The sequence below is a fragment of the Helicobacter heilmannii genome (assembly GCF_001283065.1).
GTDB lineage: Bacteria > Campylobacterota > Campylobacteria > Campylobacterales > Helicobacteraceae > Helicobacter > Helicobacter heilmannii.
In genome coordinates, this window is the sequence record NZ_CDMK01000001.1 from 600,439 (window position 1) to 625,887 (window position 25,449).

General features: G+C 48.8%; 23 protein-coding genes. 11 read left to right on the forward strand and 12 right to left on the reverse strand.

The features are described from left to right. Positions 1-6 precede the first annotated feature (6 nt). From gyrA to AOG36_RS03040, 7 genes are read right to left on the reverse strand one after another with little or no spacing between them, the layout of a single operon-like run. A complete protein-coding gene (gene gyrA / locus AOG36_RS03010; RefSeq protein WP_015106366.1) occupies positions 7-2,424 on the reverse strand; it encodes a DNA gyrase subunit A in 2,418 nt (805 codons plus the stop codon). A gap of 8 nt (positions 2,425-2,432) precedes the next feature. Beyond that, on the reverse strand, positions 2,433-2,771 hold the full coding sequence (locus AOG36_RS03015; RefSeq protein WP_053825463.1) for a diacylglycerol kinase: 339 nt from the start codon (positions 2,769-2,771) through the stop codon (positions 2,433-2,435). Further along, on the reverse strand, positions 2,768-3,631 hold the full coding sequence (locus AOG36_RS03020) for a hypothetical protein (RefSeq protein ID WP_053825464.1): 864 nt from the start codon (positions 3,629-3,631) through the stop codon (positions 2,768-2,770). Before AOG36_RS03020 ends, AOG36_RS03015 begins: the two co-directional genes overlap by 4 nt. Next, a complete protein-coding gene (locus AOG36_RS03025) occupies positions 3,631-4,614 on the reverse strand; it encodes a lipid A deacylase LpxR family protein (protein WP_015106369.1) in 984 nt (327 codons plus the stop codon). The genes AOG36_RS03020 and AOG36_RS03025 overlap by 1 nt, the downstream gene beginning before the upstream one ends. Before the next feature lie 34 nt (positions 4,615-4,648). Then, positions 4,649-5,788 carry a potassium channel family protein gene (locus tag AOG36_RS03030; RefSeq protein WP_053825570.1) on the reverse strand — a complete coding sequence of 380 codons (1,140 nt, stop codon included), beginning with the start codon at positions 5,786-5,788 and terminating at the stop codon, positions 4,649-4,651. Positions 5,789-5,809: 21 nt separating this feature from the next. Beyond that, a complete protein-coding gene (gene rpmB, locus AOG36_RS03035; protein ID WP_053825465.1) occupies positions 5,810-5,998 on the reverse strand; it encodes a 50S ribosomal protein L28 in 189 nt (62 codons plus the stop codon). A 52-nt stretch (positions 5,999-6,050) separates the two neighbouring features. Next, complete coding sequence (locus AOG36_RS03040) at positions 6,051-7,088, reverse strand: cytochrome-c peroxidase (protein WP_231850711.1); 1,038 nt, start codon at positions 7,086-7,088, stop codon at positions 6,051-6,053. Positions 7,089-7,257: 169 nt separating this feature from the next. On the opposite strand from AOG36_RS03040, the gene crdR reads away from it, so the two are divergent. Together crdR and AOG36_RS03050 are read left to right on the forward strand one after the other, a co-directional pair. Continuing rightward, the gene (gene crdR, locus AOG36_RS03045; protein WP_053825571.1) at positions 7,258-7,893 is read left to right on the forward strand and encodes a copper response regulator transcription factor CrdR; all 636 of its coding nucleotides are present in this window, start codon (positions 7,258-7,260) and stop codon (positions 7,891-7,893) included. Next, on the forward strand, positions 7,875-9,089 hold the full coding sequence (locus AOG36_RS03050) for a sensor histidine kinase (RefSeq protein WP_015106376.1): 1,215 nt from the start codon (positions 7,875-7,877) through the stop codon (positions 9,087-9,089). Before crdR ends, AOG36_RS03050 begins: the two co-directional genes overlap by 19 nt. Here AOG36_RS03050 and AOG36_RS03055 read toward each other — a convergent pair. From AOG36_RS03055 to AOG36_RS03075, 5 genes are read right to left on the reverse strand one after another with little or no spacing between them, the layout of a single operon-like run. Continuing rightward, positions 9,086-10,792: an SEL1-like repeat protein gene (locus tag AOG36_RS03055; RefSeq protein ID WP_015106377.1), complete on the reverse strand. Its 1,707-nt coding sequence runs from the start codon at positions 10,790-10,792 to the stop codon at positions 9,086-9,088. The two genes, AOG36_RS03050 and AOG36_RS03055, sit on opposite strands and share 4 nt — an antisense overlap. Before the next feature lies 1 nt (position 10,793). Next, positions 10,794-11,360, reverse strand: a complete 567-nt coding sequence (locus AOG36_RS03060) for an ABC-type transport auxiliary lipoprotein family protein (RefSeq protein WP_015106378.1) — start codon at positions 11,358-11,360, stop codon at positions 10,794-10,796. Further along, a complete protein-coding gene (locus AOG36_RS03065; protein WP_053825467.1) occupies positions 11,357-12,211 on the reverse strand; it encodes an MlaD family protein in 855 nt (284 codons plus the stop codon). Before AOG36_RS03065 ends, AOG36_RS03060 begins: the two co-directional genes overlap by 4 nt. After that, entirely contained in the window at positions 12,196-12,981 is a 786-nt protein-coding gene (locus AOG36_RS03070) for an ABC transporter ATP-binding protein (RefSeq protein WP_370696090.1), read from the reverse strand. The genes AOG36_RS03065 and AOG36_RS03070 overlap by 16 nt, the downstream gene beginning before the upstream one ends. Then, positions 12,962-14,074 (reverse strand): MlaE family lipid ABC transporter permease subunit, encoded by a 1,113-nt coding sequence (locus tag AOG36_RS03075; protein ID WP_015106381.1) that lies wholly within the window; start codon positions 14,072-14,074, stop codon positions 12,962-12,964. The genes AOG36_RS03070 and AOG36_RS03075 overlap by 20 nt, the downstream gene beginning before the upstream one ends. 94 nt (positions 14,075-14,168) lie before the next feature. Between AOG36_RS03075 and AOG36_RS03080 the strand changes: the two genes are divergently transcribed. The 9 genes from AOG36_RS03080 (at position 14,169) to AOG36_RS03125 (ending at position 25,165) form a co-directional block, all read left to right on the forward strand. After that, complete coding sequence (locus AOG36_RS03080) at positions 14,169-14,858, forward strand: outer membrane beta-barrel protein (RefSeq protein WP_015106382.1); 690 nt, start codon at positions 14,169-14,171, stop codon at positions 14,856-14,858. A gap of 16 nt (positions 14,859-14,874) precedes the next feature. After that, entirely contained in the window at positions 14,875-17,190 is a 2,316-nt protein-coding gene (locus AOG36_RS03085) for a TonB-dependent receptor family protein (protein WP_202903434.1), read from the forward strand. A gap of 55 nt (positions 17,191-17,245) precedes the next feature. Beyond that, positions 17,246-17,581, forward strand: a complete 336-nt coding sequence (locus tag AOG36_RS03090) for a histidine triad nucleotide-binding protein (RefSeq protein WP_015106384.1) — start codon at positions 17,246-17,248, stop codon at positions 17,579-17,581. Then, on the forward strand, positions 17,563-18,939 hold the full coding sequence (locus tag AOG36_RS03095; protein WP_015106385.1) for an aminotransferase class V-fold PLP-dependent enzyme: 1,377 nt from the start codon (positions 17,563-17,565) through the stop codon (positions 18,937-18,939). Before AOG36_RS03090 ends, AOG36_RS03095 begins: the two co-directional genes overlap by 19 nt. A gap of 2 nt (positions 18,940-18,941) precedes the next feature. Continuing rightward, positions 18,942-19,454, forward strand: a complete 513-nt coding sequence (locus AOG36_RS03100) for a DUF3972 domain-containing protein (protein WP_015106386.1) — start codon at positions 18,942-18,944, stop codon at positions 19,452-19,454. Between the two features lie 517 nt (positions 19,455-19,971). After that, positions 19,972-20,256: a hypothetical protein gene (locus AOG36_RS03105; RefSeq protein ID WP_015106388.1), complete on the forward strand. Its 285-nt coding sequence runs from the start codon at positions 19,972-19,974 to the stop codon at positions 20,254-20,256. A gap of 32 nt (positions 20,257-20,288) precedes the next feature. Continuing rightward, positions 20,289-20,510 carry a hypothetical protein gene (locus AOG36_RS03110; RefSeq protein WP_053825468.1) on the forward strand — a complete coding sequence of 74 codons (222 nt, stop codon included), beginning with the start codon at positions 20,289-20,291 and terminating at the stop codon, positions 20,508-20,510. 282 nt (positions 20,511-20,792) lie between these two features. Further along, positions 20,793-24,401: a DNA polymerase III subunit alpha gene (gene dnaE, locus AOG36_RS03120; protein WP_053825470.1), complete on the forward strand. Its 3,609-nt coding sequence runs from the start codon at positions 20,793-20,795 to the stop codon at positions 24,399-24,401. Next, complete coding sequence (locus tag AOG36_RS03125; RefSeq protein WP_053825471.1) at positions 24,401-25,165, forward strand: pseudouridine synthase; 765 nt, start codon at positions 24,401-24,403, stop codon at positions 25,163-25,165. The genes dnaE and AOG36_RS03125 overlap by 1 nt, the downstream gene beginning before the upstream one ends. Positions 25,166-25,449: the final 284 nt, after the last annotated feature.

Below are 25,449 nucleotides of genomic sequence, written 5' to 3' on the forward strand. Positions count from 1 at the left end.
AAAGCCCTATTCCACTTCATTTTCTTTCGGGCAAGTGTTGGTATAAACCACGCCATCGCCCTCCACACTCACAAGTTTTACACCGCTAGCGTTGCGCCCCGTTTCGCGGATGCTATCCATAGGCATGCGGATCATCTTGCCACTCTTGGTCAACAGCATTAAATCTTGGCTCTCATCCACGCTCACAATGCCGACCAAATCGCCCGTTTTGGGTGTGATTTTCATGGCGATCACGCCCATACCGCCTCGCCCTTGCAGACGGTAAGCCCCCGCTAAAGTCTGCTTGCCCATCCCCTTAGAGCTGACACTAAGCAACTTCTCTTGCTCGCTAGAGATCACACCCCCGCCAATCACCTCATCGCCGGCTCGAAGGCGCATGCCAATCACCCCTCTAGCCACCCGCCCAATTTGTCTCACCTCCTCTATGCCAAAGCGGATACAAAGCCCCTTAGAGCTTGCCATGAACAGCTCTTGGGTGTTGGAGCTTAAAATCTGCGCGGTAACGAGCGCATCGTCCTCATCAAGCACAATCGCACGCACCCCCCCACGGACACGCCCAAAGGCACTTAAATTTGTCCGTTTGATCAAGCCCTTTTTGGTGAAAAAGACTAAGGATTTATCGGGACTAAAATCCTTTGTAGCAAGCGTGGCTTTAATGCGCTCACCGGGCTGCAAATCGATTAAATTCACCAAAGCCTTGCCAATGGCATTGCGCCCCATTTCAGGGATGCGATAGACCTTTAGCCAATAAAGCTGCCCCATGTTCGTCACAAATAAAATTGTGTCGTGCGTGTTCGCGCTGAAGAAAAACTCAATGAAGTCGTCCTCATGCGTGTTGCCCGAGATTTTGCCCTTGCCCCCGCGTTTTTGCTGTTCATACACCCTTAAGGGCATGCGTTTCACATAGCCTCGATGGCTCACGGTCACGACCATATCCTCGTGCGCGATCAAATCCTCGGCACTTAGCCCCTCGTAATCCTCCTCAATTTGGGTTTTTCGTGGGGTGCTAAATTTCTCTTTAATCTCTAAAAGCTCCTCTTTAATCAAGGCGTTTAATTTGTCGGCATGCTCTAAAATGCCTTGCAAATAGGCGATCTGCTCTTGCAACTCTGTATGTTCTTGCTGGATTTTCTCCTGCTCTAGCCCTGTGAGCCTCTGCAAGCGCATTTCTAAAATCGCCTTGCTCTGCTCTTCACTTAGATCATGCGCTTTAGCTAGAGCCTCTTTAGCCCCCAAAGTGTCGGCACTGCCTTTAATGAGCGCAATCACCGCCTCGCTGTTTTGCAAAGCTACAAGCAAGCCCTCCAAAATATGCACTCTTGCCCTTGCTTTTTCAAGCTCAAAAATCGTGCGCCGAATGACTATAGTTTTTCGATGTAATAAGAAGAGTTTTAAAAGCTCCAATAGCGTGAAAATACGCGGTTCTTTATTGTAAATGGCGAGCATGATCATGCTAAAGGTGCTCTCCATGTTGCTGGACTTATACAAATGGTTTAACACAATCTGCGCCACCGCGTCCTTTTTAAGATCGATCACCACGCGCACCCCCTCGCGATCGGATTCATCGCGCACCTCAGCAATCCCCTCTACGATTTTTTCTTTAGCCAGCTCGCTGATTTGCTCCACCAACTTTGCTTTATTTGTTTGGTAGGGGATTTCTTCTATGATAATGCTCTCTCGGCTGCCCGTTTTCTCAAAGCGGGTTTTCGCCCTCACCTTAATGCGCCCCCTGCCCGTGCTATACGCCTCTAAAATCCCTGCCTTGCCATAAATCACCCCCCCCGTGGGAAAGTCCGGCCCCTGCACAATGTCTAAAATTTCTAGTAGCTCCACTTGGGGGTTTTCAAGCACGCAAATTAAAGCGTCTACGATCTCATCTAGGCGATGCGGGGGGATAGAAGTTGCCATCCCTACAGCAATCCCACTAGAGCCATTGATCAAGAGATTAGGCAAGCGGCTAGGCAAAATGTCGGGTTCTTTAAGCGTGCTGTCGTAGTTGTCGCTAAAATCCACGGTCTGTTTTTCAATGTCTCTTAGCAACTCCTCACTCGCACTTGCCATGCGCGCTTCGGTATAACGCATCGCCGCGGCGTTGTCTCCATCGATCGAGCCAAAGTTGCCCTGCCCATCCACTAGAGGCAAGCGCATGCTAAAATCCTGTGCCATGCGCACCAAAGCTTCATACACGGCACTATCGCCATGCGGGTGGTATTTACCGATCACATCCCCCACAATGCGCGCACTCTTTTTATAAGGCACCCGTGCGCTTAAGCCCAATTCGTGCATGGCATATAGTATCCGCCTATGCACGGGCTTTAGCCCATCTCTAGCGTCCGGCAGAGCCCGCCCGACAATCACGCTCATTGAGTAGTCTAAATAACTCTCTTGTAACGACTCCTCAATTTTGACATCTTTAACTTCCATAAACGCTCCTAAAAGACAAAATAACCCCCCCATACAAGGATAAAAAACACCAACGCCACAAACTGCGCCGCACTGCCCATATCTTTTGCTTTTTTGGCTAAGGGGTGCTGGTGTGTACCCGTGAAATCCACGGCGTTTTCAATCGCGCTGTTTAACAGCTCCACAATGAGGCACAACGCCCCGGGCAATACGAGCAGCGTAAATTGTGTAAAGCTGTGTGCCACAAAGCACGCCCCCAAAAAACCCGCCAACGCCAAGACAAGCACCTGCCTAAAGGCGGGCTCGTCCTTAAACGCCGCCTTGAGCCCCGCTTTAGAATACAGCCACGCCTGTAAAATGCGTTTCATGGCAACACTTTAAGGCTGAAGTGGGGTAGGTACGCCCAAATTTCTTTAAAATTTCTTAAATCTGTCCAACGCATGAAGGGGGCGTTTTTATTGAGAAGTTCAAAGCCCACAGAATCCCGTTTGTTGTTCGCAAAGTCCAAGAACTTTTGTGATAAATCGTTCGCCTTAGCTACCTCATCTTGCAGTCCAGCCACCAAGAGCCCGACTAAAATCGTGCCTTTAAACGAGCGGGCGATTTCTTTCAAGGCTTTATCGTAGGCATGCGTGTCAAAGTGAGGGTTGTTAATGTCCCCGCTTTTTTGCAGCAGTGGGTAGAGCAAAGAGCGCATGTCTTTAGAAGACACCTTAAAGCCCAGCCGCTCCACTAAAACCTCTAAGTCCTTTGTGGGTGCATCTTTACCTAAGAGATTTTTGAGACTCACAGGTTTGTTGCCCTCTTTAAAGCGGGCACTTAAAGAAAACTCATAGGTGGCTTTAAGGTTTTTAAGCTCACATGCATTTTGCCCAATGAGGGTGTCTTTGAGGCTCAAGTCTAAAAGGCAATGCGCACTCGTGGGCTGCCACGCCTGTTTGGCGTGGATGGTGGGGATATCTAGTTTAAAGCGCAAGGCATTGGCCTTAACTTCCTCTAGGGCGACTTGAATCGCCCCCGTGTGCCCCGCAACACCCACGCTCTGGCACACAATGTTTTTAAACCCATGGCATTTAAAGGGCTTGGCGTGGATATTTACCGCAAGCCTATTTAAACTCTGCTCTAGCTTACGCTTGACATCGCCGCTGAGTTTCAAGCCCACGCCTAAAAGCAACATACATAAAAGCCCACCCATCCCGAGTAAAATGAACATGAATTTTTTACGCATTAAAAAGCTAGGTCCAATTCTATACTGCCAATGTTGTGGTTTTGGCGTTGGTTTCTAAAGGTTTTGCTAAGGTCAATGGCACTGAAGGCAAAACGCCACCCTTTGTAAAGGATCGCCACCCCCACTTGGGCGTTGTAAAGAAAATAGGGCAGCTGGGTGATGTTGTGCGTTTGTGGGTCGTTGCCCTGCACGAAAATATCTAGGGGCTGGAAAGAACCCATCGCCCCGGCAAAGACATAGAAAGAAAAGCGGTTGCTGTAAGGCTCGCCCCCGGCAAAATTGCTATGCACTTGGTTAGGCCCAAAGTCGGCCTCTAAATTATAACCCACCCTCAAGGTCGTGCCTAAGTTAAAATTCGTCAAGGCGTTGCCTAAGCTAAAGCTGGCGGCCGGGAGCATGTCTATACTGAAAAACCGGCTTTTATAAAAGTCAAGCTTTTGTATCCAAGTGTAGTTCAGCTCAAAGATAAATTCGTTTTTAATTTGGCTATTCCAGCCTAAAAACTTGGGGTCATGCCCCCAAGTGTGAATCAAATTTTGCGTCTGCGCAGCCAAAGAAGAAGGCCCTACCATGCCAAAACTCACGCTGGCATGCTCTAAAGAGTGTGCGCTTCTTTGAAAAATCCCAAAGTTCAAACGCAACCACCCCCCATATAAATGCTCCCCCCTTAAGGGCACTAACCGCCTGCGATTAGCGAGCGTGGGCGTATACATGTCTTGGGTGAGGTAGATATTAAAGCGGGTTTCTCTCTCTTTCTTGCCCTGCAAGCTCACAAAGCGCGCCCATGCCATAGGCGACTTTTTTGTAAAGTCGTATTCCTTACTCACCCAGCCGATGCGTGTGCCAGCGGTATAGTAGCGGTCGATGTAGGGGTTGATGTAGCCATCGTCCTCTGTGAGTAGCTGTACATACCCCTTATGGTAAGGCGTGAGTGCCTTTAAAGAGCAAAAAAGGACACAAAAAAGGGGCAAGTGTGGTTTCATTTGTCTATTATAGCCAAAAAACCCTAGTGGGGGCTTATAGGGTGATGTAGTCCATTTCCATGGGTCTTTGGTGTTGCAAAATGAAGGATTTGGACTTTTCCACGCCCTCAGAAGTGCCGATCATTAAAAGTTTAGACTCGCTGGCGATGATCGCCTCCCCATCGGGCATGGGGATATAACGCCCGTCTTTTTGGATAATGCCGATGATAAAAACTTTGGTGATCTCCCTAAAGTGCGCCTCTTTGAGTTTGCGCTGCACCAGCCAGCTTTCTTTAGGCACGATCACCTCTTCTAGGTCGAGCAAGGTGTCTTTTTTATAAATAAACTTTTCTAGGATGTTTTCCATGTCAGGGCGGATCGCCATTGCGCTCACCCTTTGTGCCATCAGCTTTGTGGGCGAGACCACGCTGTCTGCCCCAAGTTTCTTTAATTTCTCCAAACCTTCATCGGTGTGGGCACTGGCGATCACATAGTAGGGCTTGCGCCTGAGCTCCTTTTCAAAGAGCCGTACACTCACAATCAACGCCACATTGACGGGCAAAACCTCTGAGAAGGTCACGACCCCTCTTGCACTGCTTAGATGGGTTTTGAGCATGGCGAGGTTGGTGTGCGGGTCGCCCACGATGTAGTGGGGGTATTTATGCTTGATCGCCTCCTCTTCAAACCCCTCCTTATTATCCACTACCACAAAGGGGATCTGTGCGCTTCGAAATTGTTTGCTCAGCTCGATGGTGTATTCATTGTGGTAGCAGATGACATAGTGGTTTTTGAGTCTTGCGATTTTGTAAATCATTTTTTTCTCCCGAATGAGCCTAGATAAAACGCCCTTGTTGATGACGCTGATTAAAACGGCGACACTAAAGGTAACGACCCCCGTACCGCAAAACATGATGATCGAAGTGAAAAAGACGCTGATTGTGCCAAAATGGCTTTCATTGAGCGCCCCAAAGCCCGTAGAAGTAAAAGTGTAAGTGGTTTGGAAAAAGGCTTGGATGAGGGTGTAATCTTCTAGGGCTAAATAGCCCAAAGTCCCCACCAACACGAAGCATTGGATCAAGACTAAGGGGAGTCTAAAGACCTCAAACTGCTCGTAAATCTCGGCGTTTAAATTGTAATCCGCCTTGACTTTCTTTTTCTTAACAGAAGAGAGGAATCCTTTGACTTTTTGCAGCATTGGGGGGCGGGTCAAGCCCGCCTAGTTGCTTTTGCGCATGGTCCTTAGGGTGGAAGCGGCGACCTTGATTTTTTGCCTTGTACCATCCTCTAGGGTTACGCGGATGGTGTGTAAATTAGGCAATAAACGCCGCTTGTTCTTGTTGTTGGCGTGGCTCACGCGGTTACCCACCATAGGCCCCTTGTGGCTCAACATACATCTTCTAGCCATGAATGCTCCTTTTGCAAAATAAAGCGAGCATTATACCCCAGTTGCGCTTAAATTAGTGCGTGGGTTGCTTAGCGGGTTTCTTATCGCCCTCCATGATCCCCTCTGGTTTTGGGGTACTCGCGCTCATCACGGGCAGTTCTGGGTAAATGATTTTGGGTTTTTTACCCGTCAGTGCGTTGAAGAAGGTGGCGATTTTTGTTGCCTCCTCGTCGTTGATGGTGGTGCCTAGCTGAATCGCACCCATCTCTTTGATCGCGTCTTTGATATTCCAGTACTGCCCATTGTGGAAGTAGGGCATGGTTTCTAGGACATTGCGCAAAGTGGGGACTTTTACCATGCCATTTTTATCCCCCTTGAAGTCGCCCACATTGGCGAATTTATAGGGTGCGGCCACTTGGAAGGGCTGCATCATCCCGCCCAAGTTAATGCCATTATGGCAACCCACACAGCCCTTATCTAAGAACACTCTTAAGCCCTCTTGCTCTTGGTGGCTCAGTGCCTTGGTGTTGCCCCTTAAAAAGTCATCGTAGCGGCTAGGGGTTACCAAAGTCGCTTCAAACATGGCGATCGTGTCTGTAATGAGGTTGAGATCGATCTTAATATTGTTGCCATAGGCGCGCTTAAAGGCCCTGACATAGCCGGGCATGGAGTTGATTTTTTCCTCCACAACTTTAGGATCGGCGTTCATCTCTACGGGGTTACTGATGGGACCCTTAGCCTGCTCATCTAGGTGTGCCACCCGCCCATCCCAAAACTGCACGGCATTAAAAACAGAGTTGTACACGGTGGGGGAGTTTAAAAAATGTGGGTTGGGCTTCCAGCCCTCGCCGACAGCCCTAGACACCAAATCCACCCCAGCCAGCCCCAAATTGTGGCAAGTGTTGCAAGAGATCAAATAGGAAGTGGAGATTCTAGGGTCTAAATAGAGCTTTTTGCCCAGCTCAATCTGCCCCTTGGTCATCACCGCTCCCTTGTACTTCAAGCCCAATTCCCGCACCCTTTGTTCCAAATACTTGTCTAAATCCTTGCCGGTGGGCATGGGGACTAAGTTCGCTTCTAGGGCTTTTTTAATGAGCCCCACGCTATCCATTTTCTTTTGAGCGCTTAAGGGCACGCTTAGGGCGAGCAAAGTACAGAGAGAAAACTTAAAAATGTTTGGCATGAAAATCCTTTTTCCTTTTGTTTATCTTGTTGCAAGGCAGATCGATATTTTAACACAAAACCCCCGCTATATAACAAAAAATGTTAGAATACCCGCTATGAAAACGCTTTTTTTGCTAGAAGATGATTTTTTATTGCATAAGGCCCTAGCAGAGTTTTTAGAGCATGCGGGCTTTGCAGTGGTGGGGGCGTATAACCAAGCTAGAGCCCTAGAGATTTTAGGCCAGCAAAGCTTTGATCTCTTGCTCCTAGATGTGCAACTGCCCGAGGGCGATAGTTTTGAGCTGTTAGAAACTTTGCGGGATTTAAGCATCAACACCCCCGCGATTTTCATCAGTGTGCGTGGCGACATCCACGCCCTGCGTCAAGCCTTTGGTGTGGGGGCGAGCGACTATTTAAAAAAGCCCTTTGACTTAGAAGAGTTGCGCCTGCGTATGGAGCGTTTGCTTGCCCCCCCAAAGTTGCAGATCAACTCCGAGTGCCTTTATGAAAACGGGGTCTTATACACCGACAAGCCCCATTTCTTAAGCCCTAAAGAAAAACGGCTGTTGGAGTTTTTCATCCGCCACAAAAACCAAGTTCTCGCCAGTGAGCAAATCATCGCCAATGTGTGGGACTATGAGGGTGTGGAGAGCTCAACTCTGCGTAGCCACATTAAAAATTTACGAAAACTCTTAGGCAAAGAGTGTTTACAAAACATCAAGGGGTTAGGCTATTGTTTAAAAATTCCATGAAACTCAACACCCATGAAAAGCAATCCTTGCTCCGGTTTGTGGGGCTGTATTTGGGCTCATCCTTTGTGCTCATTGTCTTCATCGCCCTCTTGTTCCTGCACAACGCCAAGAGCATATTTTTAGAAAACACCCAAGCGCGTCTACAAAGTGAAAGCAACCAACTCACACAAGACATCATCCAAGCCCACATGCACAATTGGGACGAGCCTTTCAAGACCTTAGCCCACAAATACAGCCACTTGCATTTTGTGCTGTTGGATGCGGCTAGGCATGTGCTCTATAACCATGAATTTGGCAATGCTACGAGTTTGGCTTTCTTTGGCAAGGACGGACCCTTTCCCGTGTTTTTAGACCAAGACAACACCTTTTACTTAGTAGACAACAAGATCTTTGGGCATTTGGGCGTGGATTTGGTGATCTTAGAAGAGCAGCACCCCACGCATTTGTTCGCCGCCCTTTACCGCCGTGTGTTTTTGGTGTTTTTAGGGGTGTTTGCCTGTGTAGGGATACTCTCTTTTTTTCTAGCTCGCCTGTTTTTACAGCCCCTAGCCAGTGAGCGCAGCCGCATCAACACCTTTAGCCAAAACATCGCCCACGAGCTCAACACCCCAATCGCCGCCCTACTCATCACCGCCAAGGCTTTCTATCAGCAAACCAACGACCCCAAGGTGTTGGGCATTTTAGCCAGTGCTAAACGCATCTCCCACCTTTACGAGTGCCTAGCGTATCTCTATTTTCAAGAATTACGCCAAGAAGAGCCTAGATTGCTGGATTTAAAAAGCCTAGTGGCGCAGCAAATCGCCGCCTTAGAGCAAATGGCGCATTTTTACCATGTGAGCCTCACAAGCCAGCTTGAGTCTAAAACCTTTAAGGCCTGTGAAGAGGATATTGCCACCTTGGTGAGCAATCTTTTGATGAATGCCCTCAAATACAACCACCCCGGGGGCTTTGTCAAGGTGCTTTTAAACGATTGTTTGCAGGTGATTAACAGCGGGGCAGCCATCCCTGAATCCAAACTCAAGGCATTAACCGAGCGCTACATCCGCCTAGATCGTGAGAAAAAGGGCTATGGGATCGGGCTAGACTTGGTGCAGCAAATTTGTATACGCTATGGTTTTAGCCTAGAAATTGAGAGCCAGCCCACCCAGGACCCCCACATCTTTTGCAATGTCTTTAAGGTATATTTTTCTAGTTAAGTGGTGGAGAATAAGGACGCTAAGGTTTGGCGCGCCCGGATATTGCCCATCTTTTGTGCCCGCCTGAAGCACTCGATCGCCTTGTCTAAATCCTGCATTTCGCCTTGGTAGTAGAGCACACCCATGTTATACATCGCGTCCGAGCTACCCAAATTAGCCGCCTGCTCAAAGTAATCTAGGGCTTGGCGGGTGTTTCTTTCTATCCCCTCACCCTTGCTATAAAGTACGCCTAAGTTGTAGCAGTCCTTGACTGAGCCTAGCCGTGCCGCCTCGCGAAAATAACTGAATGCCTTTTGGGGGTCTTTGAGCACGGCTTTGCCCACATGATAGAGCGTGCCCAAATGGTGCATCGCACTCGCGTTGCCCAAAGCCCCCGCCTGTTTGTAATAGCGGATGGCCTGTGGCATGCTTTTTTCCACCCCCTTGGCGTATTCGCACATCAGCCCCAAGTTGTAATAAGCCTTCGCCTCGCCTAGTTTTGCCGCCTCTTGGAAGCATTCAAATGCCTTGGCGTAGTCCTGTTTCACCCCAAGCCCTCCGCTGTAAATCACGCCTAAGTTGTAGTAAGCCTTGGCGTAACCCAAGTTTGCGGCCTTTTTAAAGTATTCTAAGGCTTTCTTTTCATCCTTGGGCATGCCATCCCCGCTGGCATAGACCACGCCTAAATTGTAAAGTGTTTGTGCCTTTTGTTCAACCGTTTGATCTTCCATCGCGTTTAGATTGCCCATCGCATTGACATCGCCCAAATCTGCAGCTTGTTGGTAATAGGCAAGAGCCTTAAATTTGTCCTGCTCCACGCCCCCCCTACCCGTGCGGTACAAGGTGGCTAAACTGCAAAGCGCCTCCGAGTCGCCCATGCTGCCCGCCTCTTGGTAGAGCTTGATCGCCTCTTTCATGTTTTGATCCACCCCCTCCCCGATCTCATACATAGCTGCTAGAGTGTAGGTCGCCTTAGCAAAGCCAAGCTTGGCGGCCTCTTTTAAAAACTCTAGGGCTTTCGTGCTGTTTTTAGCCATGCCCTGCCCGCTCTCAACCATGATGGCCAGGTTGTAAAAGGCCTTGGCATCACCTAACTTTGCTGCTTCTTTGAAGTAGTCCAGGGCTTTCGTGCTGTTTTTAGCCATGCCCTGCCCCTCGTAATGCATTGTACCAAGACTCACCAATGCCTTGACACTGCCCAAATTGGCCGCCTTTTTATAATATTCAATGGCTTTTTGGTAATCCACCCCCACCCCCTTACCGGTGCGAAATATTAGGGCGATGTGGTTTAAGGCGTGTATGTCCTCCAAATCCGCCGCCTTTTGGAAGTAATAAAGTGCCTTTTGGCAATCTCTTTTCACCCCCCGCCCTAGGTCATACATCACACCTAGATTCACATACCCCTGGCTATCGCCCAAGTCCGCTGCTTGTTGGAAGTAGTGCAGGGCCTTGTCGTCATTTTTTTCCACGCCCTTGCCCCCTGCATAAACCACGCCCAGCCCCACCAGTGCCCGTGCACTGCCCAAATTGGCCGCGTTGGTGAAGTTTTCTAGGGCACTTGGGTAGTCCTGCTCTTTATAGGCTTGGTTGGCTTTGATTAAATATTCTTGGTAGGTTTCTAGGTTGGCTTTGGTATCCAAGCCCTTATCTAATTCCTCCTCGAGAGCTTCCTTTTCATTGCGGTCGTCTTCAAAAGCCTTGGGCATGTCATTTTTTTGCGGCATATCATTCCTTTTGCGGTTTGATTTGCTCTAAAAGCTGGCCAATGGCTTTAAGCACTACACTCTGCAGTGCTTGGATTTGGGATGCCTCCTCTTGCCCGGCCTGCTGTCGTTGGATGATGCGCCCGTGTTTGCCCTTAGTGCCCTTACTTAGGGTGTAGTCCAATACGATCTCAGCCTTGTTGTCTAAAAGTGCAAAGGTTAAGATATTGATTTGTAGGGTGGTCGTGGTTTCAGCATAGGGGGTGAGCGACACCGCCACGCAGTGTTTAGGAGCTTGGAGCAAAAGCAGATTTTTGAGCATTTTAGTGGGCAAGTCAGCGAATCTCTGTCCCTTGGCATAGGTGATCTGTCCCCCGCTGCTGCGCCGTACAATGGACTTGGTGTTGTATAAATCCGCAGCTAAAACCTCCAACAAGCCCACACTAAAATTATCCTTACAACTCTGTTGTTCTATGGCCCCCACACTCAAATCGTAGTCTTTAAAATCAGGCAAGTTCTGTTTTAAGTTGAGGTTCAAACAGCCCGTAAAGAGCAAGGGCAGGGTGAAGAGTCCAAATTTTGCCTTCATTTTCGATCCCCAAAGATGGTTTTATAGGGATTGGCATCGAATTTATCCATCAAACTTGAACCCTTTTGTACGAAGTTATCGATGTGGCGCAGACTAAGCTGCATTTGCATGATGAGGGGCGAGAGCATGGTTTTAAAGTCGTATTGTTTGTCACGCACTTTGGCATCGATATCTTGGATGAGCTGATCGGTGTGTTTGACGAGCACATCTCCATTGTCCACGAGGGCATCGCCTTTTTTAAGGGTGATGGTGGCGTTTTTAAGCACCGTGTCTAGGGCGAGGCGGGTGTTGTCTAGCCCTTGCGTGGCTTTTTGGATAGAGGCGATGATTTTACTGATGTTTTTAATGTTTTGGGCATCCAGGATTTTATCGATGGCACGGATGATGTAGAGCACCTCATTAGAGATGTGCCCAGCATTGCCAGCCAGTTGCTCTAAAAAGCTTTGTTGGTAGTTGAGTATGCGCTCGCTGTCTTTCTCGGTGTAAAACTCTTGAGAATCACTTTGGATCAAACTTAAATACTTCATCCCCACCAAGCCTTGCGATTCAACCTTGACCGAGGAGTCTTTACGCACGGGCACCCGCCCTAAAATGCGTAAAGTGATCTTCACCACCCCTAAATGTACCTTGTCAAAACCCACTTGGCGCACAGACCCCACTTGGATACCTTTGTAGTTAACAGGAGTGTTTGTCCCGATCCCGCCCAAATCTTTATCGGTGTAAACCACATAGCTTAGGTATTTTTTATCCTCTAAATTAACATGGCCTAGCCATAAAATGAAAAACACCATACACACCACAAAGGCCAAGAAAATCCCCCCGATGAGTGTGTAGTTCACATGCCTTTCCAAAACTTCTCTCCTCGTGTAGAATTAAACAAATTACCCTCTTCAAGCGGGTGCTCGTGCGTGTGCAGCACGAAATCCTGTAAAGTGCCGTCAAAGTCAATGAGGCCGTCTTTGAGCATGATAAAACGATCCACCGTGTTTTTTACCGAGTCTAAATCGTGGGTGATCATCACCACCGTGAGCTGTAAGGACTCCTTAAGTGAGTGGATCAAGTCGTCAAACTTATCGGCGGAGTAGGGATCCAGCCCACTGGTGGGTTCGTCTAAGAATAAAATATCCGGGTTGGTCGCCATCGCTCGGGCTAGCCCCACGCGCTTTTTCATCCCACCACTCAGTTCATAGGGATAAAGGTAGTAGGTGTTTTTATTTAGTCCTACACGCTCGAGCCACATTTTGGCGATCTCGATGATATTGTGCTGGGGATAATGACTGTATTCTTCTAGCATCGCCCCCACATTTTCTAAGACCGTGAGCGAGCTGTAAAGCGCACCAAATTGGAACAACACCCCAATGCGTTGAAAAATCTTATTGCGCTCCCGCTCTTTCAGTTTCCAAATGTCTGTGCCAAAGAGTTTGATCGTGCCTTTAATGGGGCGGTTTAATAAAATCATGCTCCTTAAAAGCGTGCTTTTGCCACTCCCACTGCCCCCCAAGATCGCCATCACCTCTCCCTTATCCACGCTAAAGCTCACGCCTCTATGGATGATGCGATCCCCGTAAGCGGTGTGGATATTTTCAACCGAGATTAAAGAGTTAGACATTGAGCTTCCCAAAGATCACCGAAAAAGCGGCATCCAAGAAAATGATCCAAAACAGCGCATTCACCACGCTGATCGTGGTGAGCTTGCCCACCGACTCGGTGTCGCCCTTCACTTCAAAGCCCCGCATACACCCCACCAAAGCGATCGCAAAACCCCAAAAGGGGGCTTTGATCAGCCCGATAAAGAAATGCGACACCCCGACATTTTCGTGCAAGCGGGCGATGTAGTGCGCAAAGTCCACGCCCAACTGGTACCTAATAGCGATCATCGCTCCTAAAATGGAGAAGACATCCGCTAAAAAGACCATCAAGGGCATGGCGATCATCAAGGCGAGCACTCTAGGCAGCACCAAAAAGGCAAAGGGGTTAAGTCCCATTGTCTTCATCGCATCCAGCTCTTCGGTGATCTTCATCACCCCAATTTGGGCGGTAAAACTAGACGCGCTACGCCCCGCCACCACCAACGCCAAAATGAAGGGCCCCATTTCTCTTAAAGACAACTTCGCCGTCATCTCAATGCTCATCATCGGAAAACCCATTCCTTGCAATTGCATCGCCCCTTGCAAAGCGACCGCAAAGCCCACCACAAAGACCGTCAAAATGCTCACCGGCAAGACCTTAAACCCGCTCTCGTTGATGTGGTAGATGAGCGGAGTCCAGCAAATGGACTTGGGGCGGATGAAGGCTAGCCCCACAAAATAAATCACCATTCCACAGAAATTAAAGGTGTTGAGCAAGGTGTTATAAAAGGAAGTCACCCCTCGGCCTAGGTGCTCTAGGGGGTTTTTAAACACCCGCGAAACATGCTCTTCCTTTAAAATGCTCGGATTTGCCCGAACCCAACTCTCCACAACTTCCAACACCCGGGTGTTGTAGGTGCTAGGATTGACAAAGCGGGGTTTGCGCCGCCCCAATAAATCGTAGAGCAACATGAGAAACACAAAATCCAAACTTCCCACCCCTTGAAAATCGATCGCCTCGATGGGGGGTGCGTCTTTTAAAATGTTCTTCAACTGAGAGAGCGCACGCGCCGAAGTTTTAAAATCCCAATCTCCCTGCAAAACCAAGGTCTGAGCTTGGACATAGGCTGTACTTTGGTCTAGCAAAACTCCCCCTTGTGCGCTAAAAGCCAGAGCATCTTAACCACCATTTTATGTTATGATAAGCGATTATACACTATTCGGGGTAAATATCAATTTCATGCGCTTTTTGGGGTTCTTGCTGTGTTGCTTTGGCATTGTTTGGCTAGTCCCCCCCCTGCAAGCCCAAACAGACTCTAAAAAATTTTTACAATCCCTACACAAAGAGGAAGAACTCTACCAACGCCTGCAAAACAAACAAAAGCAACGCAGGGCCAAGGACGGCGGGTTCTTTGGCATAGGGTTTGGCATGATCGACATCAAAAAGGATACCAAACAAGGCAAGAGCCAAACCTTCCCCGTGATTTTGAGCTTTAAAGGGGGGTATCAGAGCTACTTTTCAAACTTCATTGGGCTCAAGGTCTTTGCCGCTTTGGATTTAGCTACCTCTGAAATCAACTGGCAAGCCAACAACCCCCACACCAACTCCTTCTATGGTGTGGCCTCAGCGGGCTTAGAAATCCCCATTGAGTTTAGCCTCACCCCTTCTTACAAGCACTTCTTGGGCTTTTATGCGGGTGTGGGCGGTGGGGCGGTGATCTACATGGACAACGACCAATTTCAGATGCGCAACAAACAAGAGATCAAGACCTTTGGACTCATCATCCAAGCGGGGGTGGCCTTAACCCTCTTTTCCAAGCACCGTATCGAAGTGGGCTTTAAAATTTTACCCACCAACAAGACCCTTCTCGCCTCTAAACGCTTTGAAACCTCCCAAATGTTCAATGTGGTGTATCTGTATAAGTTCTAAGGTGGGGGGTGCTGGAATGAAAATAAATCGCATTTTTGGAGTCATTTTGAGAAAAGTCGCCTTGTTTTGCAGCGCAGCCCTCATATTGCATGCTATCCCCACTAAGCGTTTACAAAGAATCCAAACCACCCAACGCGTAAGCCACGAAGAGGCCCCCCTAAGCTGGCAAAGCCCGGGAGTGAAGAACTATCTAGGCAGCCGCACGGTGATTTCGCACAAGCAACTCACCCAGCAGGCCAACCAAAGCGTGGAAGAAGCCCTGCAAAATGTCCCCGGGGTGCATATCCGCAACTTCAGCGGCACGGGGGCGATGCCCAGCTTTTCGATCCGCGGCTTTGGAGGAGGCAGCCCGGGGCACAGCAACACAGGGCTAGTGTTGGTCAATGGCATCCCCATCTATGTTGCCCCCTATGCGCTCATCGGCATTTCGATCTTCCCTGTAACCTTCCAATCCGTGGATCGCATCAGCGTTACCAAGGGGGGCGAGAGTGTGCGCTATGGGCCTAATGCCTTTGGGGGGGTCATCAACATCATCACCAAGCCCATCCCCACAAAATGGAGCAACCAAATCGCTGAGCGCACCACCTTTTGGGGACGTTCTAACGGGGGCTTCATCACTTCTAGCAGTGGCCCGGCAAATAAAAGCATAGGCAACAACTTTTTATACAACACCTACCTAAAAACGGGGGGCATGTTTAACAAATACGTGGGCATCCAAGCGCAGGCGAATTACATCACGGGGCAGGGTTTCCGTTACAACAGCCCCACAACCATCCAAAACTACATGCTTGACGGGCTTTACCAAATCAATGAGAACAACAAAATCACGACTTACTACCAATACTATAAATTTTTCCTAACCGACCCTGGGTCCTTAGCCCCCAGTGCCTACGACACCAATCGCTTCCAAAACAACCGCCCCCACAACACCAAGAGCGGGGACGCAAACCGCTGGGGCGTGGTGTATAAAAACTTCTTCGGCGATGAGTCTAAACTAGGCGGAGATTTCACCCTCACCTACTACGGCCATGCCATGAGTCGCGATTTCCAATTTGACTCCAACTACCTTAATGTCAACACCAACCCCACTAGGGGGCTTGTCTACACCAACGACAACTACCCCGGCTTTTTCATCGTCAACCACGCCCGCCACTTTTTCTTAAACGCCATCGAACCCAATGTCAATTTACACATCGCCACCAAGCACTTAACCCAACATTTAAACTTCGGCCTGCGTTTCATGACCAACGACATTGTCATGGCCCCCATGCAATCTACCTGTAAAACTTTAGTTAGCGGCAAATGCCAAATGCCCCCCGCCACACCCCTTTTAAAATCTAGCCAAGACATGGACAATAACTACACCGCTTTGTATTTGAGCGACAAATTAGAGTTTTTCAAGGGCAAGTTTGTGCTCACCCCGGGCCTGCGCTACACCTTTTTAAACTATGAGCGCAAAGTGCCCCTTAAGCCCGATTACACAAGCATGCAAACCATCAAAACCCACCAAAGCGAGTGGAGTCCGGCCTTAAACATCGGTTACAAGCCTATGGATGGTTGGCTCTTTTATGGCAACTACCGCCGCAGTTTTATCCCCCCGCAAAATCGCATGATTGCGCTGTATTCGAGCAATTACAACCAACTTTTTGACGAAATGGAGTTTGGCAGCCGCTACACTTACAAAGATAAATTGAGCTTCAACGCCAATTACTTCTTAATTTTTGCCAAAAATTATTACTCAGGCGGCTACAGCCCCGGACCCGTGGATGCTAGAAGTCAGGGCGTGGAGCTAGAGCTTTACTACTCCCCCATAAGGGGGCTAAACTTGCATGTGGCCTACACCTACATTAATGCGGTGGTTACCAACAACGCCCTAGATGAAACCAAATGGTTTGAGGGCATCGTCAATCACCCCTTTGACATCAAGGGTAAGCAACTGCCCTATGTGAGCCCCCATCAATTCATTTTAGGGGCGACCTACACCTATAAATACACCACCATCGGACTGTCTAGCTACTTTTATAGCCGTGCCTACTCGTCTATGCTCAATCAAGCCCACACGCAGACGGCGTGCTTTCCCTTAAGTGGGGCTAAAACGGGGGGCGTGAGCTATGGCTGTAACAGCGTGGGGCTCTTGCCTTGGTATTGGGTGTGGAACATCCAAATCAGCCAAGTTTTTTGGAAAAGCGGGCGGCACAAGATTGTGGGCAGCTTGCAAGTGAATAATATTTTTGACATGAAATACTACTTTAGGGGCATTGGCACCAGCCCCACAGGCTACCAGCCAGCACCTGGCCGCTCAGTTACGGCGTATTTGAGCTACGAGTTTTAAAGCGCAAGAATAGCGCAAAATCAGCTATAATAAACAGAAATTCTAAAGGTTTTGTGTGGCAAATGTGTTTGAAAAAATCGTGGCTGGAGAAATCCCCTGCCAAAAAGTCCTAGAAAACGCCCAATTTTTGGCGTTTCACGACATCAACCCAGTAGCCCCCGTGCATGTGCTGGTGATTCCCAAGGTTTGCGTAAAGGATTTTAACGCCGCTAGCCCCGAGCTCTTGGCCCAAATGAGCGGCTTTATTTTAGAGGTCGTGGAGAAACTAGGGATCAAAGAGAGCGGGTATCGGCTCATCACCAATGTTGGCAGCGATGGCGGACAAGAAGTCCCCCACTTGCATTTTCACATTTTAGGGGGCGCAAAGCTTGCATGGCCAAAACTCTTTTAGACAAAGCCCAAGATAAGTTTTTAAACAGCATTTTTGCCCCCCTTCTGCCTGAAGGGAGCAAACAAGAGCAACTGGAGCACATCCGCCAAAGCGTGGTGCTTAAAAGTGGGGCGCGCTACTTTGATTGGACGGCTTCGGGCTTAGCTTCTACTTTAGTGGAAAAACGGGTGGCTAAGCTCTTGCCCTACTATGCCAACGCCCACTCTGGCATGTCTAAACACGCCCATTTAATGGACTTGGTCTATTTACACTGCAAGGAAAACATCCGTAAATTTTTGGGGCTGAGTGAGGACTTTTTGGTGCTCAGTGCCGGTTTTGGGGCGAGCTATGCTATTAAACGGCTGCAAGAGATTTTAGGCATCTACTTGCCCCCCAAGAGCCGCCAAAGGCTAGGCGAGCTGCAGGGGCTCAACTTGCCTAAAGTCATCGTGGGACCCTACGAGCACCATTCTAATGAAGTGAGCTGGCGAGAGGGGTTGTGTGAGGTGGTGCGCGTTAAACTCGATGAAATGGGGCTATTCTGCCTAGAGGACTTTGCCAAACTCTTAGAAGCACACCCCAAAGAGCGTCCTTTAATCGTGTCCGTAGGGGCAGCGTCCAATGTAACCGGCCTCATTGTGCCCTTTGAACAAATTGCTAAACTTTGTCAAACACACAACGCCCTTTTAGCCTTTGACTTGGCCGCCTTTGCCCCGCATGACAACTTAGGCCCCATCCCGCTAGACGCATGCTTTGTGGCGACGCATAAATTTTTAGGCGGGGTGGGCAGTTGTGGGCTTTTGGCGTTGAAAAAATCGCTCATTGACACGAGCCTACCCCCCAGCTTTAGCGGCGGGGGCGTGGTGTCCTATGTGAGCCGCAGCACCCACGAATACATCACAGACCCGCACTTGCGCGAAGAAGTGGGCACTTATGCGCTCATCCCCCTTTTAAGGGCGGCTTTAGCCTTACAATTAAGAAACGAGCTAGGCACAAGTTACATTAGCCGTAGAGAGAGCATGCTCACTAAAGTCTTCATGCAGGGCTTGCAAGACATCCCCGCTTTAAACATTTACGGCTCTTTGCAGGCCAAAAGGGTGGGTAATGTGGCGTTTAATGCGATCGGGGTTTCTTGCTATGACTTAGCCCCCCTACTTAGCTACACCTATGGCATTGAAACGCGGGCGGGCTGCTCGTGCGCCGGGCCTTATGGGCACGATTTATTGGGCCTGCAGGATAGCCGTTTTTGCACGCTCAAAGCCAAGGGGCAGACCCCGGGGTGGCTACGCGTGAGTTTGCACTACACCCACAGCCTTGAAGACCTAGACCATCTCTTAGACAGACTCCAAAAGGCGGTTAAAACTTTGCGCGGAGGTTGAAGATGGACAAACAACCCGAGAAAACTTGGATTGAGTTAGACGAATTTGTTGCTGTATCTAAACTGCCTAAAGAGCGGGTGCTAGCACTCATACAAGATCAAAGCATCGACAGCAAGCATGACGCTGAAAAAATTTGGGTGGATTTACACAGCGCGGCGCAAATTTTAGCTAAAAGGGGGAGTGGAAAAAGCCTAGTGGCGGCTAAGGCAGGTTATCCTACCCTACTAGAAAACACCCCCACAGACCCCGTCTATGTGGAAAAGACCATCAACACTATTTTAAGTCTGCACGATAAAGTCGTGGGGGCTAAAGATGAGACCATCGCCGCCTACAAGAACGAAAACACCCTGCTTAAAGAAGCTCTGATCTCCATGCAAGAAATCTACGATGAGGACAAAAAAACCATTGCCCTACTGCAAGAAGAGTTAGATAGGGTGCGCGAAGAGGTGGAGTTTATGAAGCGCAAATACCGCCTCATGTGGGGCAAGGTGACGGACATGGGGAATTTGAAGTGACTCGCCTTGCTTGGTTCATTTGAGGGGCAACTCTTAAGCTGTGGCAATCTTGTGGCGGCAAAACGATCTCTTGCCTTGGGTTTTTGAGTGTGGAGCGATTGGTTTTGTGGTTGCCCCCCAAATATCTACCTAAGCCATCCATGAGAGCCAAGCCAAACCATATAACCAAGCCCCAAACCATTTGAACTAAAAAAGCATTGAAGCGAGCGGTGCCAAGCCCTAAAGGTGCAGAGGGGAGAGAGGGGCTAGCCCTTTGATTTTTAAGCCCCACTATCCTAGCATGACCCTTATGCTAAAGGCAACACATGAACACAGCAAAAACAGAACTTGATTAGAGCCAAACTTAAAGCCAGTGTCTCTTGGGTTTTAAACCCTTTTAGAAAATATTCTACTTCTAAAGCTTTGCGCAAAATGGAGCAATCCGCCATCCTCTTCGCCCAAATTCTCAGCTTGCAACACCGCCAGCTTTATATGGGGGTGGGGGGGTGAGATCGACATCCGCGATTTCGAGTTCAGTGTGTCTTCGCAAAATGGCGAAGATGGGATTTTAGATTGTCTCATTGAAGTTTTGGGGTTGGATAGTCCCGATTCTACCTACCCACGGGCATTTATTGAGTTTGGTGTGCAGGATTACACCGAATCCAACACCTGCTTTTTATTGCAAAAGCGCAATTTTATTGGGCTTGTGATAGACGGAAGCGTTGCAAACATTCAGTGCATTAGGGGGCAGGATATTTTTTGTTTTTATGACCTAGAGGCTTGGTGTACCTTCATCACCAAAGAGAACATTAATGGGCCTTAAAAGACTACTTACAATCTAGAAAACTCGACAATGTGACGGTGTTCAGCCTTGACATCGATGGGGTGGATTATTTTGCTTGGGAGGCCATCACTTGTATCCAGCCCGCCATTGTCATCATCGAATTTACGCCGTTTTTTGTCCGGATTTGTGTGCGAGTGTGCCCTACCGTCCTGATTTTGAGTGCTACAAGGCGCATTACAGCGGGTTGCATTTTGGTGCGAGCAATCCAAGCCTTGATCGCTTTAGGGCAATAAAAGGGTTATATATTCGTGGGGTGCGATAAAAGAGGTGTGAATATGTTTTTTATCCACAATTCTTTAACATCTAAAGCTAAATTCAAAATCGCCCCCCTGCAAGAGTATTGCGATGGCCACCATTGCCACCAAAGCTGCGATGCTAAGGGCGTGCCTACTTTTTTAAGCAAAGATGCGCGCTTTACACTTATCAAGCATTTACCTTTGTACCGTGTGAAGTCTCAGCTAGCTCTTTTGATTTTTAAGCCCTTGTATGTAATAGTGTTTAGATAAAGGGAGCCTATGCAAAACTATACCCACCTACACCTACACACCGAATACTCTTTACTCGATGGCGCAAACAAGATCAAAGTTTTGGCCAAAAAGATCAAAGAGCTGGGCATGACCAGTGTGAGCATGACCGACCATGGCAATATGTTTGGCGCAATTGACTTTTATACATGCATGAAAAAAGAGGGGATCAAGCCCATCATCGGCATCGAAACCTACCTGCACAACGCCGAAAAGTTAAACGACAAGCAATCCCGCCAGCGCTTCCACCTATGCCTATACGCTAAGGACCAAGAGGGTTACCAAAATCTTATGTATTTGAGCTCCCAAGCCTTTTTAGAGGGATTTTACTACTACCCCCGCATCAACAAGAAAATCTTAAGGGAACGCTCTAAGGGGCTGGTTTGCTCAAGCGCATGTTTGCAGGGTGAGATCAACTGGCATTTAAACGACCAAAACCCACGCAATAAGAAATTCGGTGCAAAAGGCTATGAAGAGGCCAAGCGCATCGCGCTAGAATACCAAGACATCTTCGGGGACGATTTTTATATGGAGATTATGCGCCATGGCATCGCCGATCAGCTTGCCATTGATGAGCAAGTCATTAGACTCTCTAAAGAAACGGGCATTAAGATCATCGCCACAAACGACACCCACTACACCAACAAAGAGGACGCAAGAGCCCAGGAGGTCGCCATGTGTGTGGCGATGGGCAAGACCTTAAACGACACCGAACGGCTCAAACACTCCGTGCATGAGTTTTACATCAAAACCCCCGAAGAAATGGCAAGGCTCTTTGCAGATATCCCTGAAGCCCTAGCACACACCCAAGAGATCGCCGACAAATGCCATTTGGAGATTGATCTTAAAAACGACACCAATCCCCCCACCCCTCCCCGCTTTAAATTCACCAAAGAATACGCCAAGGCGGAGGGGCTAGACTTTGTAGACGATAAAGCTTACTTCGCCTACAAGGCAAGAAGGGGGCTACAAAAACGCCTAGAGATTGTAGAACCTAACCAACACGCGCGCTATACAGAGCGCCTAGAATACGAAATTAAAGTCATCAGCGATATGAAGTTTGCGGGCTATATGCTGATTGTGTGGGATTTTATCCGCCACGCCAGAGAGAACAACATCCCCGTGGGACCGGGGCGAGGCAGTGCGGCGGGTAGTTTGGTCGCCTTTTGTTTGCAAATCACCAACATAGACCCGCTTAAATACGATCTCTTGTTTGAGCGCTTTTTAAATCCCGAGCGGGTGAGTATGCCCGATATTGACACCGACTTTTGCCAAAGACGGCGGGGCGAAATGCTGGATTACATGATTGCCAAATACGGCAAGTACAATGTTGCTCAGGTGATCACCTTCAATAAAATGCTGGCTAAGGGAGTGATCCGCGATGTCGCCCGGGTGCTGGACATGCCCTACAAGCAAGCCGATGAAATGGCAAAGCTCATCCCCAATCGGCTCGGAATCAGCCTGCAAGAAGCCTTTGAGCTCGAGCCTAAAATCCAAGCCTTGATTGAAAGCAACCCTTTAGCCAAGCAGGTTTGGGATTTTTCCTTGCGCCTAGAGAATTTAAACCGCTCGGCGGGCAAGCACGCAGCGGCACTGGTGGTGGATAGCGAGCGGGAGTTGTGGTATAAATCCCCCCTTTACATGAGCGAGCGCACAGGAGGCATTGTGACGCAATACTCTATGAAATACCTAGAGGCGATCGATCTTATTAAGTTTGACTTCTTGGGACTGAAGACGCTCACCGTGATCCACGATACCCTAAAGATCATTGAAAAATACAGCCACGAGCAGATTGACTTTTTGAGCGTAGATATGGACGACTCGAAAGTCTATGCCACGATCCAAGAGGGCAACACGGTGGGCATCTTCCAAATCGAGTCGGGCATGTTTCAAACCTTAAACAAACGGCTACGCCCCTCCAATTTTGAGGACATCATCGCCATCATCGCGCTTGGCCGCCCCGGACCTATGGAGTCTGGCATGGTAGATGACTTTGTCAATCGCAAGCATGGCAATGCTCCGATCACCTATATGTTTGACGCGCTCGAGCCCATTTTGCGCCCCACTTATGGGACGATCGTGTACCAAGAGCAGGTCATGCAGATTGTGCAAACCATTGCGGGCTTTTCCTTGGGCGAAGCAGATTTGATCCGCCGTGCAATGGGTAAGAAAGACGCACAAATCATGGCGGATAACAAAGCGAAATTTGTGCAAGGGGCGATCAACAACCACTTTGATGGCCAAAAGGCGGGCGAGCTGTTTGATTTGATTGTGAAATTTGCCGGCTATGGCTTTAACAAGTCGCACTCGGCCGCTTATGCGATGCTGACCTTCCAAACCGCCTATTTAAAAACCCACTACAAGCACGAGTTCATGGCAGCGATGCTCAGCAGCGAATGCCGCCACATTGAATCGGTCGCCTACTATGTAGAGGAGGCAAGCTCTATGGGCATTGAGGTGGCGCGCCCCCATGTCAACACTTCCGATGTACAATTCAAGGTGCAAGATAAGGAGGGTAAGAAATACATTGTCTTTGGGCTAGAAGCGATCAAGGGAGCGGGCGAGGGGCCATTAGGCACTTTGGTGGAAATCCGTGAAAAACATGGCAATTTTACCAGCCTAGAGGATTTGATCAGCAAAATCGATTTTTCAAGGTTTAGTAAGCGCATTTTAGAGCCTTTGGTGAAATCAGGGAGTTTAGATGGACTAGGCTACAACCGCCGCACCATGCTAGAAAACCTAGATGTGATTTGCGATGAAGGGCGCAGAAAGGACAAGAGCAATGCACAGATGAGCGTGGGGCTGTTTGCTAACATGTCGAGCGAAGAGCTGGAAAAGGCGCATTTAGAGTTAGTGGAATACCCCGAGTTTGACGCGAACACGTTGCTAAATTATGAATACGAGTGCATGGGGCTTTACTTCTCAGGCCACCCCTTGGATGCGTTTAAAGAGCAGATCAAAAGTCTTAAAAATGTAGCTAAGAGCATGGATATCCCCCGCATGGAGGTCGGCTCGCAAGCGGTGTTCATCGGCAAAATCTTGGATGTCAAGCGCAAAATAGGCAAAAACAGCGGAAAGCCTTATGGTGAGGCGGCGATCGTGGATTTTTCGGGGCGCTTTGAGCTCATGCTCTTTGAAAAGCAATTAAACGCCTTGGATCAACTAGACATCAACCTACCCCTAGCCTTTAAATGCAAGATCGAGGAGCAGGAGGAGGTCGCCCGTTTGCGCCTCTTGGAGATCTTCACCTTTGAAAATATCAAGCAAGTCAAAATCCCCAAAGTGCGCTACAAAGCCCAAAAAGAGGACATAGAGGAAATCCAGCCCGTGGATGTGGTCAAAGACTTCAGCACCAATCCGAGCTCCTGCGTGATCGGGCATCAAGATGAGCAGCACATCCCCCTATCCATTGTGCTGGATACGAGCGTGTCTTTAGACTTGTTTTCTAAGCTCAAAGAGGCGGCCGCAAGCCACAAGGGCAACCGCGCCCTATCCGTGATCTTTTACGAGCAAAACAAACGCCTGCGCTTCAACACCGCCTTTAAAGTCAACACCACTATTAAAGCAAACTTTCAAACCTACCAATGGCTGGATAACTAATGCGTTTAAACCAATTTTTAGCCCACAACATCCCCTGTTCGCGCCGCGCCGCCGATGCCCTGATCGCCCAGGGGCGGGTGAAGATCAAGCACACCAAAGCCACCTTCACCACGCCCTTTGCTCCCCACGATAAAATCTTTATCGATGGTAAGTTGCTACGGGTGAAAGAGCAAGAGCACTACACCGTGATCGCTTATCACAAGCCCAAGGGCGAGCTGGTGAGCCATAGGGACGATCGGGGGCGCAAGGTCATTTTTAACAGCTTGGATAAAAAGTTCGGGCACTTCACCCCCATAGGGCGGCTCGACTACGCGTCCATGGGGCTCTTGCTTTTAAGCGATAGTAAAAAAGTCGTGGATGCCTTAATGCATAGCCGCTTGGATCGCACCTATTTGGTGAAAATCAATGGGAGCGTGACGCAGGCCATGCTGGAGGCTTTTGAGATGGGCTTAGAGAGCACAAACAAGGAGGGCGCACATGAAAAAAGCCGTCTAGAGAGCATCCACATCGACCCCATGCAGGCGGTGGTGCTCAAAAGCAGCCGCAATTACTCTAAGCTCAAACTCACCTTGCAAGAGGGGCGAAACCGCGAATTGCGTCGCTTTTTCGGACATTTTAAACGCGAAGTGTTGGACTTAAAGCGGGTTGCCTTTGGCTTCGTGTCCTTAAACGCCTTGCCTGTGGGTAAAACCCGCTATTTAAACTCAAAAGAATACAAACATTTACACGCCTTTTTAAACCAATTAGGAGAAGATAATGGATAAGACTTGGGTTAAATGTGGCAAATCCTTGAAATGTTGCACTTGTGGAGTGCGTCTGTTCTAGTACTTAAGATACAAAAAACTAAAAACCAGCGTTATTTTGCACAAATCCTTGAGGAGAAGTAGACATGAAAAGAATGAACATCGTTTAATCAATGCACCCACCGCCTTTGCTCTAACGCCCTATGCCAGTGCCTAGCCCTTAAATTTTGCAGTGTCTCTCATGCCAAGTACATTTTTCAAACCCAGCCAAATTAGCAACCGCGCCCTAAACCCCCTAGCTTTAG

Coding starts and splice junctions, on each gene's coding strand:
- gyrA (WP_015106366.1), bottom strand. CDS start 2,424: ATGGAAGTTAAAGATGTCAAAATTGAGGAGTCGTTACAAGAGAGTTAT.
- AOG36_RS03015 (WP_053825463.1), bottom strand. CDS start 2,771: ATGAAACGCATTTTACAGGCGTGGCTGTATTCTAAAGCGGGGCTCAAG.
- AOG36_RS03020 (WP_053825464.1), bottom strand. CDS start 3,631: ATGCGTAAAAAATTCATGTTCATTTTACTCGGGATGGGTGGGCTTTTA.
- AOG36_RS03025 (WP_015106369.1), bottom strand. CDS start 4,614: ATGAAACCACACTTGCCCCTTTTTTGTGTCCTTTTTTGCTCTTTAAAG.
- AOG36_RS03030 (WP_053825570.1), bottom strand. CDS start 5,788: ATGCTGCAAAAAGTCAAAGGATTCCTCTCTTCTGTTAAGAAAAAGAAA.
- rpmB (WP_053825465.1), bottom strand. CDS start 5,998: ATGGCTAGAAGATGTATGTTGAGCCACAAGGGGCCTATGGTGGGTAAC.
- AOG36_RS03040 (WP_231850711.1), bottom strand. CDS start 7,088: ATGGATAGCGTGGGGCTCATTAAAAAAGCCCTAGAAGCGAACTTAGTC.
- crdR (WP_053825571.1), top strand. CDS start 7,258: ATGAAAACGCTTTTTTTGCTAGAAGATGATTTTTTATTGCATAAGGCC.
- AOG36_RS03055 (WP_015106377.1), bottom strand. CDS start 10,792: ATGCCGCAAAAAAATGACATGCCCAAGGCTTTTGAAGACGACCGCAAT.
- AOG36_RS03060 (WP_015106378.1), bottom strand. CDS start 11,360: ATGAAGGCAAAATTTGGACTCTTCACCCTGCCCTTGCTCTTTACGGGC.
- AOG36_RS03080 (WP_015106382.1), top strand. CDS start 14,169: ATGCGCTTTTTGGGGTTCTTGCTGTGTTGCTTTGGCATTGTTTGGCTA.
- AOG36_RS03085 (WP_202903434.1), top strand. CDS start 14,875: ATGAAAATAAATCGCATTTTTGGAGTCATTTTGAGAAAAGTCGCCTTG.
- AOG36_RS03095 (WP_015106385.1), top strand. CDS start 17,563: ATGGCCAAAACTCTTTTAGACAAAGCCCAAGATAAGTTTTTAAACAGC.
- AOG36_RS03100 (WP_015106386.1), top strand. CDS start 18,942: ATGGACAAACAACCCGAGAAAACTTGGATTGAGTTAGACGAATTTGTT.
- dnaE (WP_053825470.1), top strand. CDS start 20,793: ATGCAAAACTATACCCACCTACACCTACACACCGAATACTCTTTACTC.
- AOG36_RS03125 (WP_053825471.1), top strand. CDS start 24,401: ATGCGTTTAAACCAATTTTTAGCCCACAACATCCCCTGTTCGCGCCGC.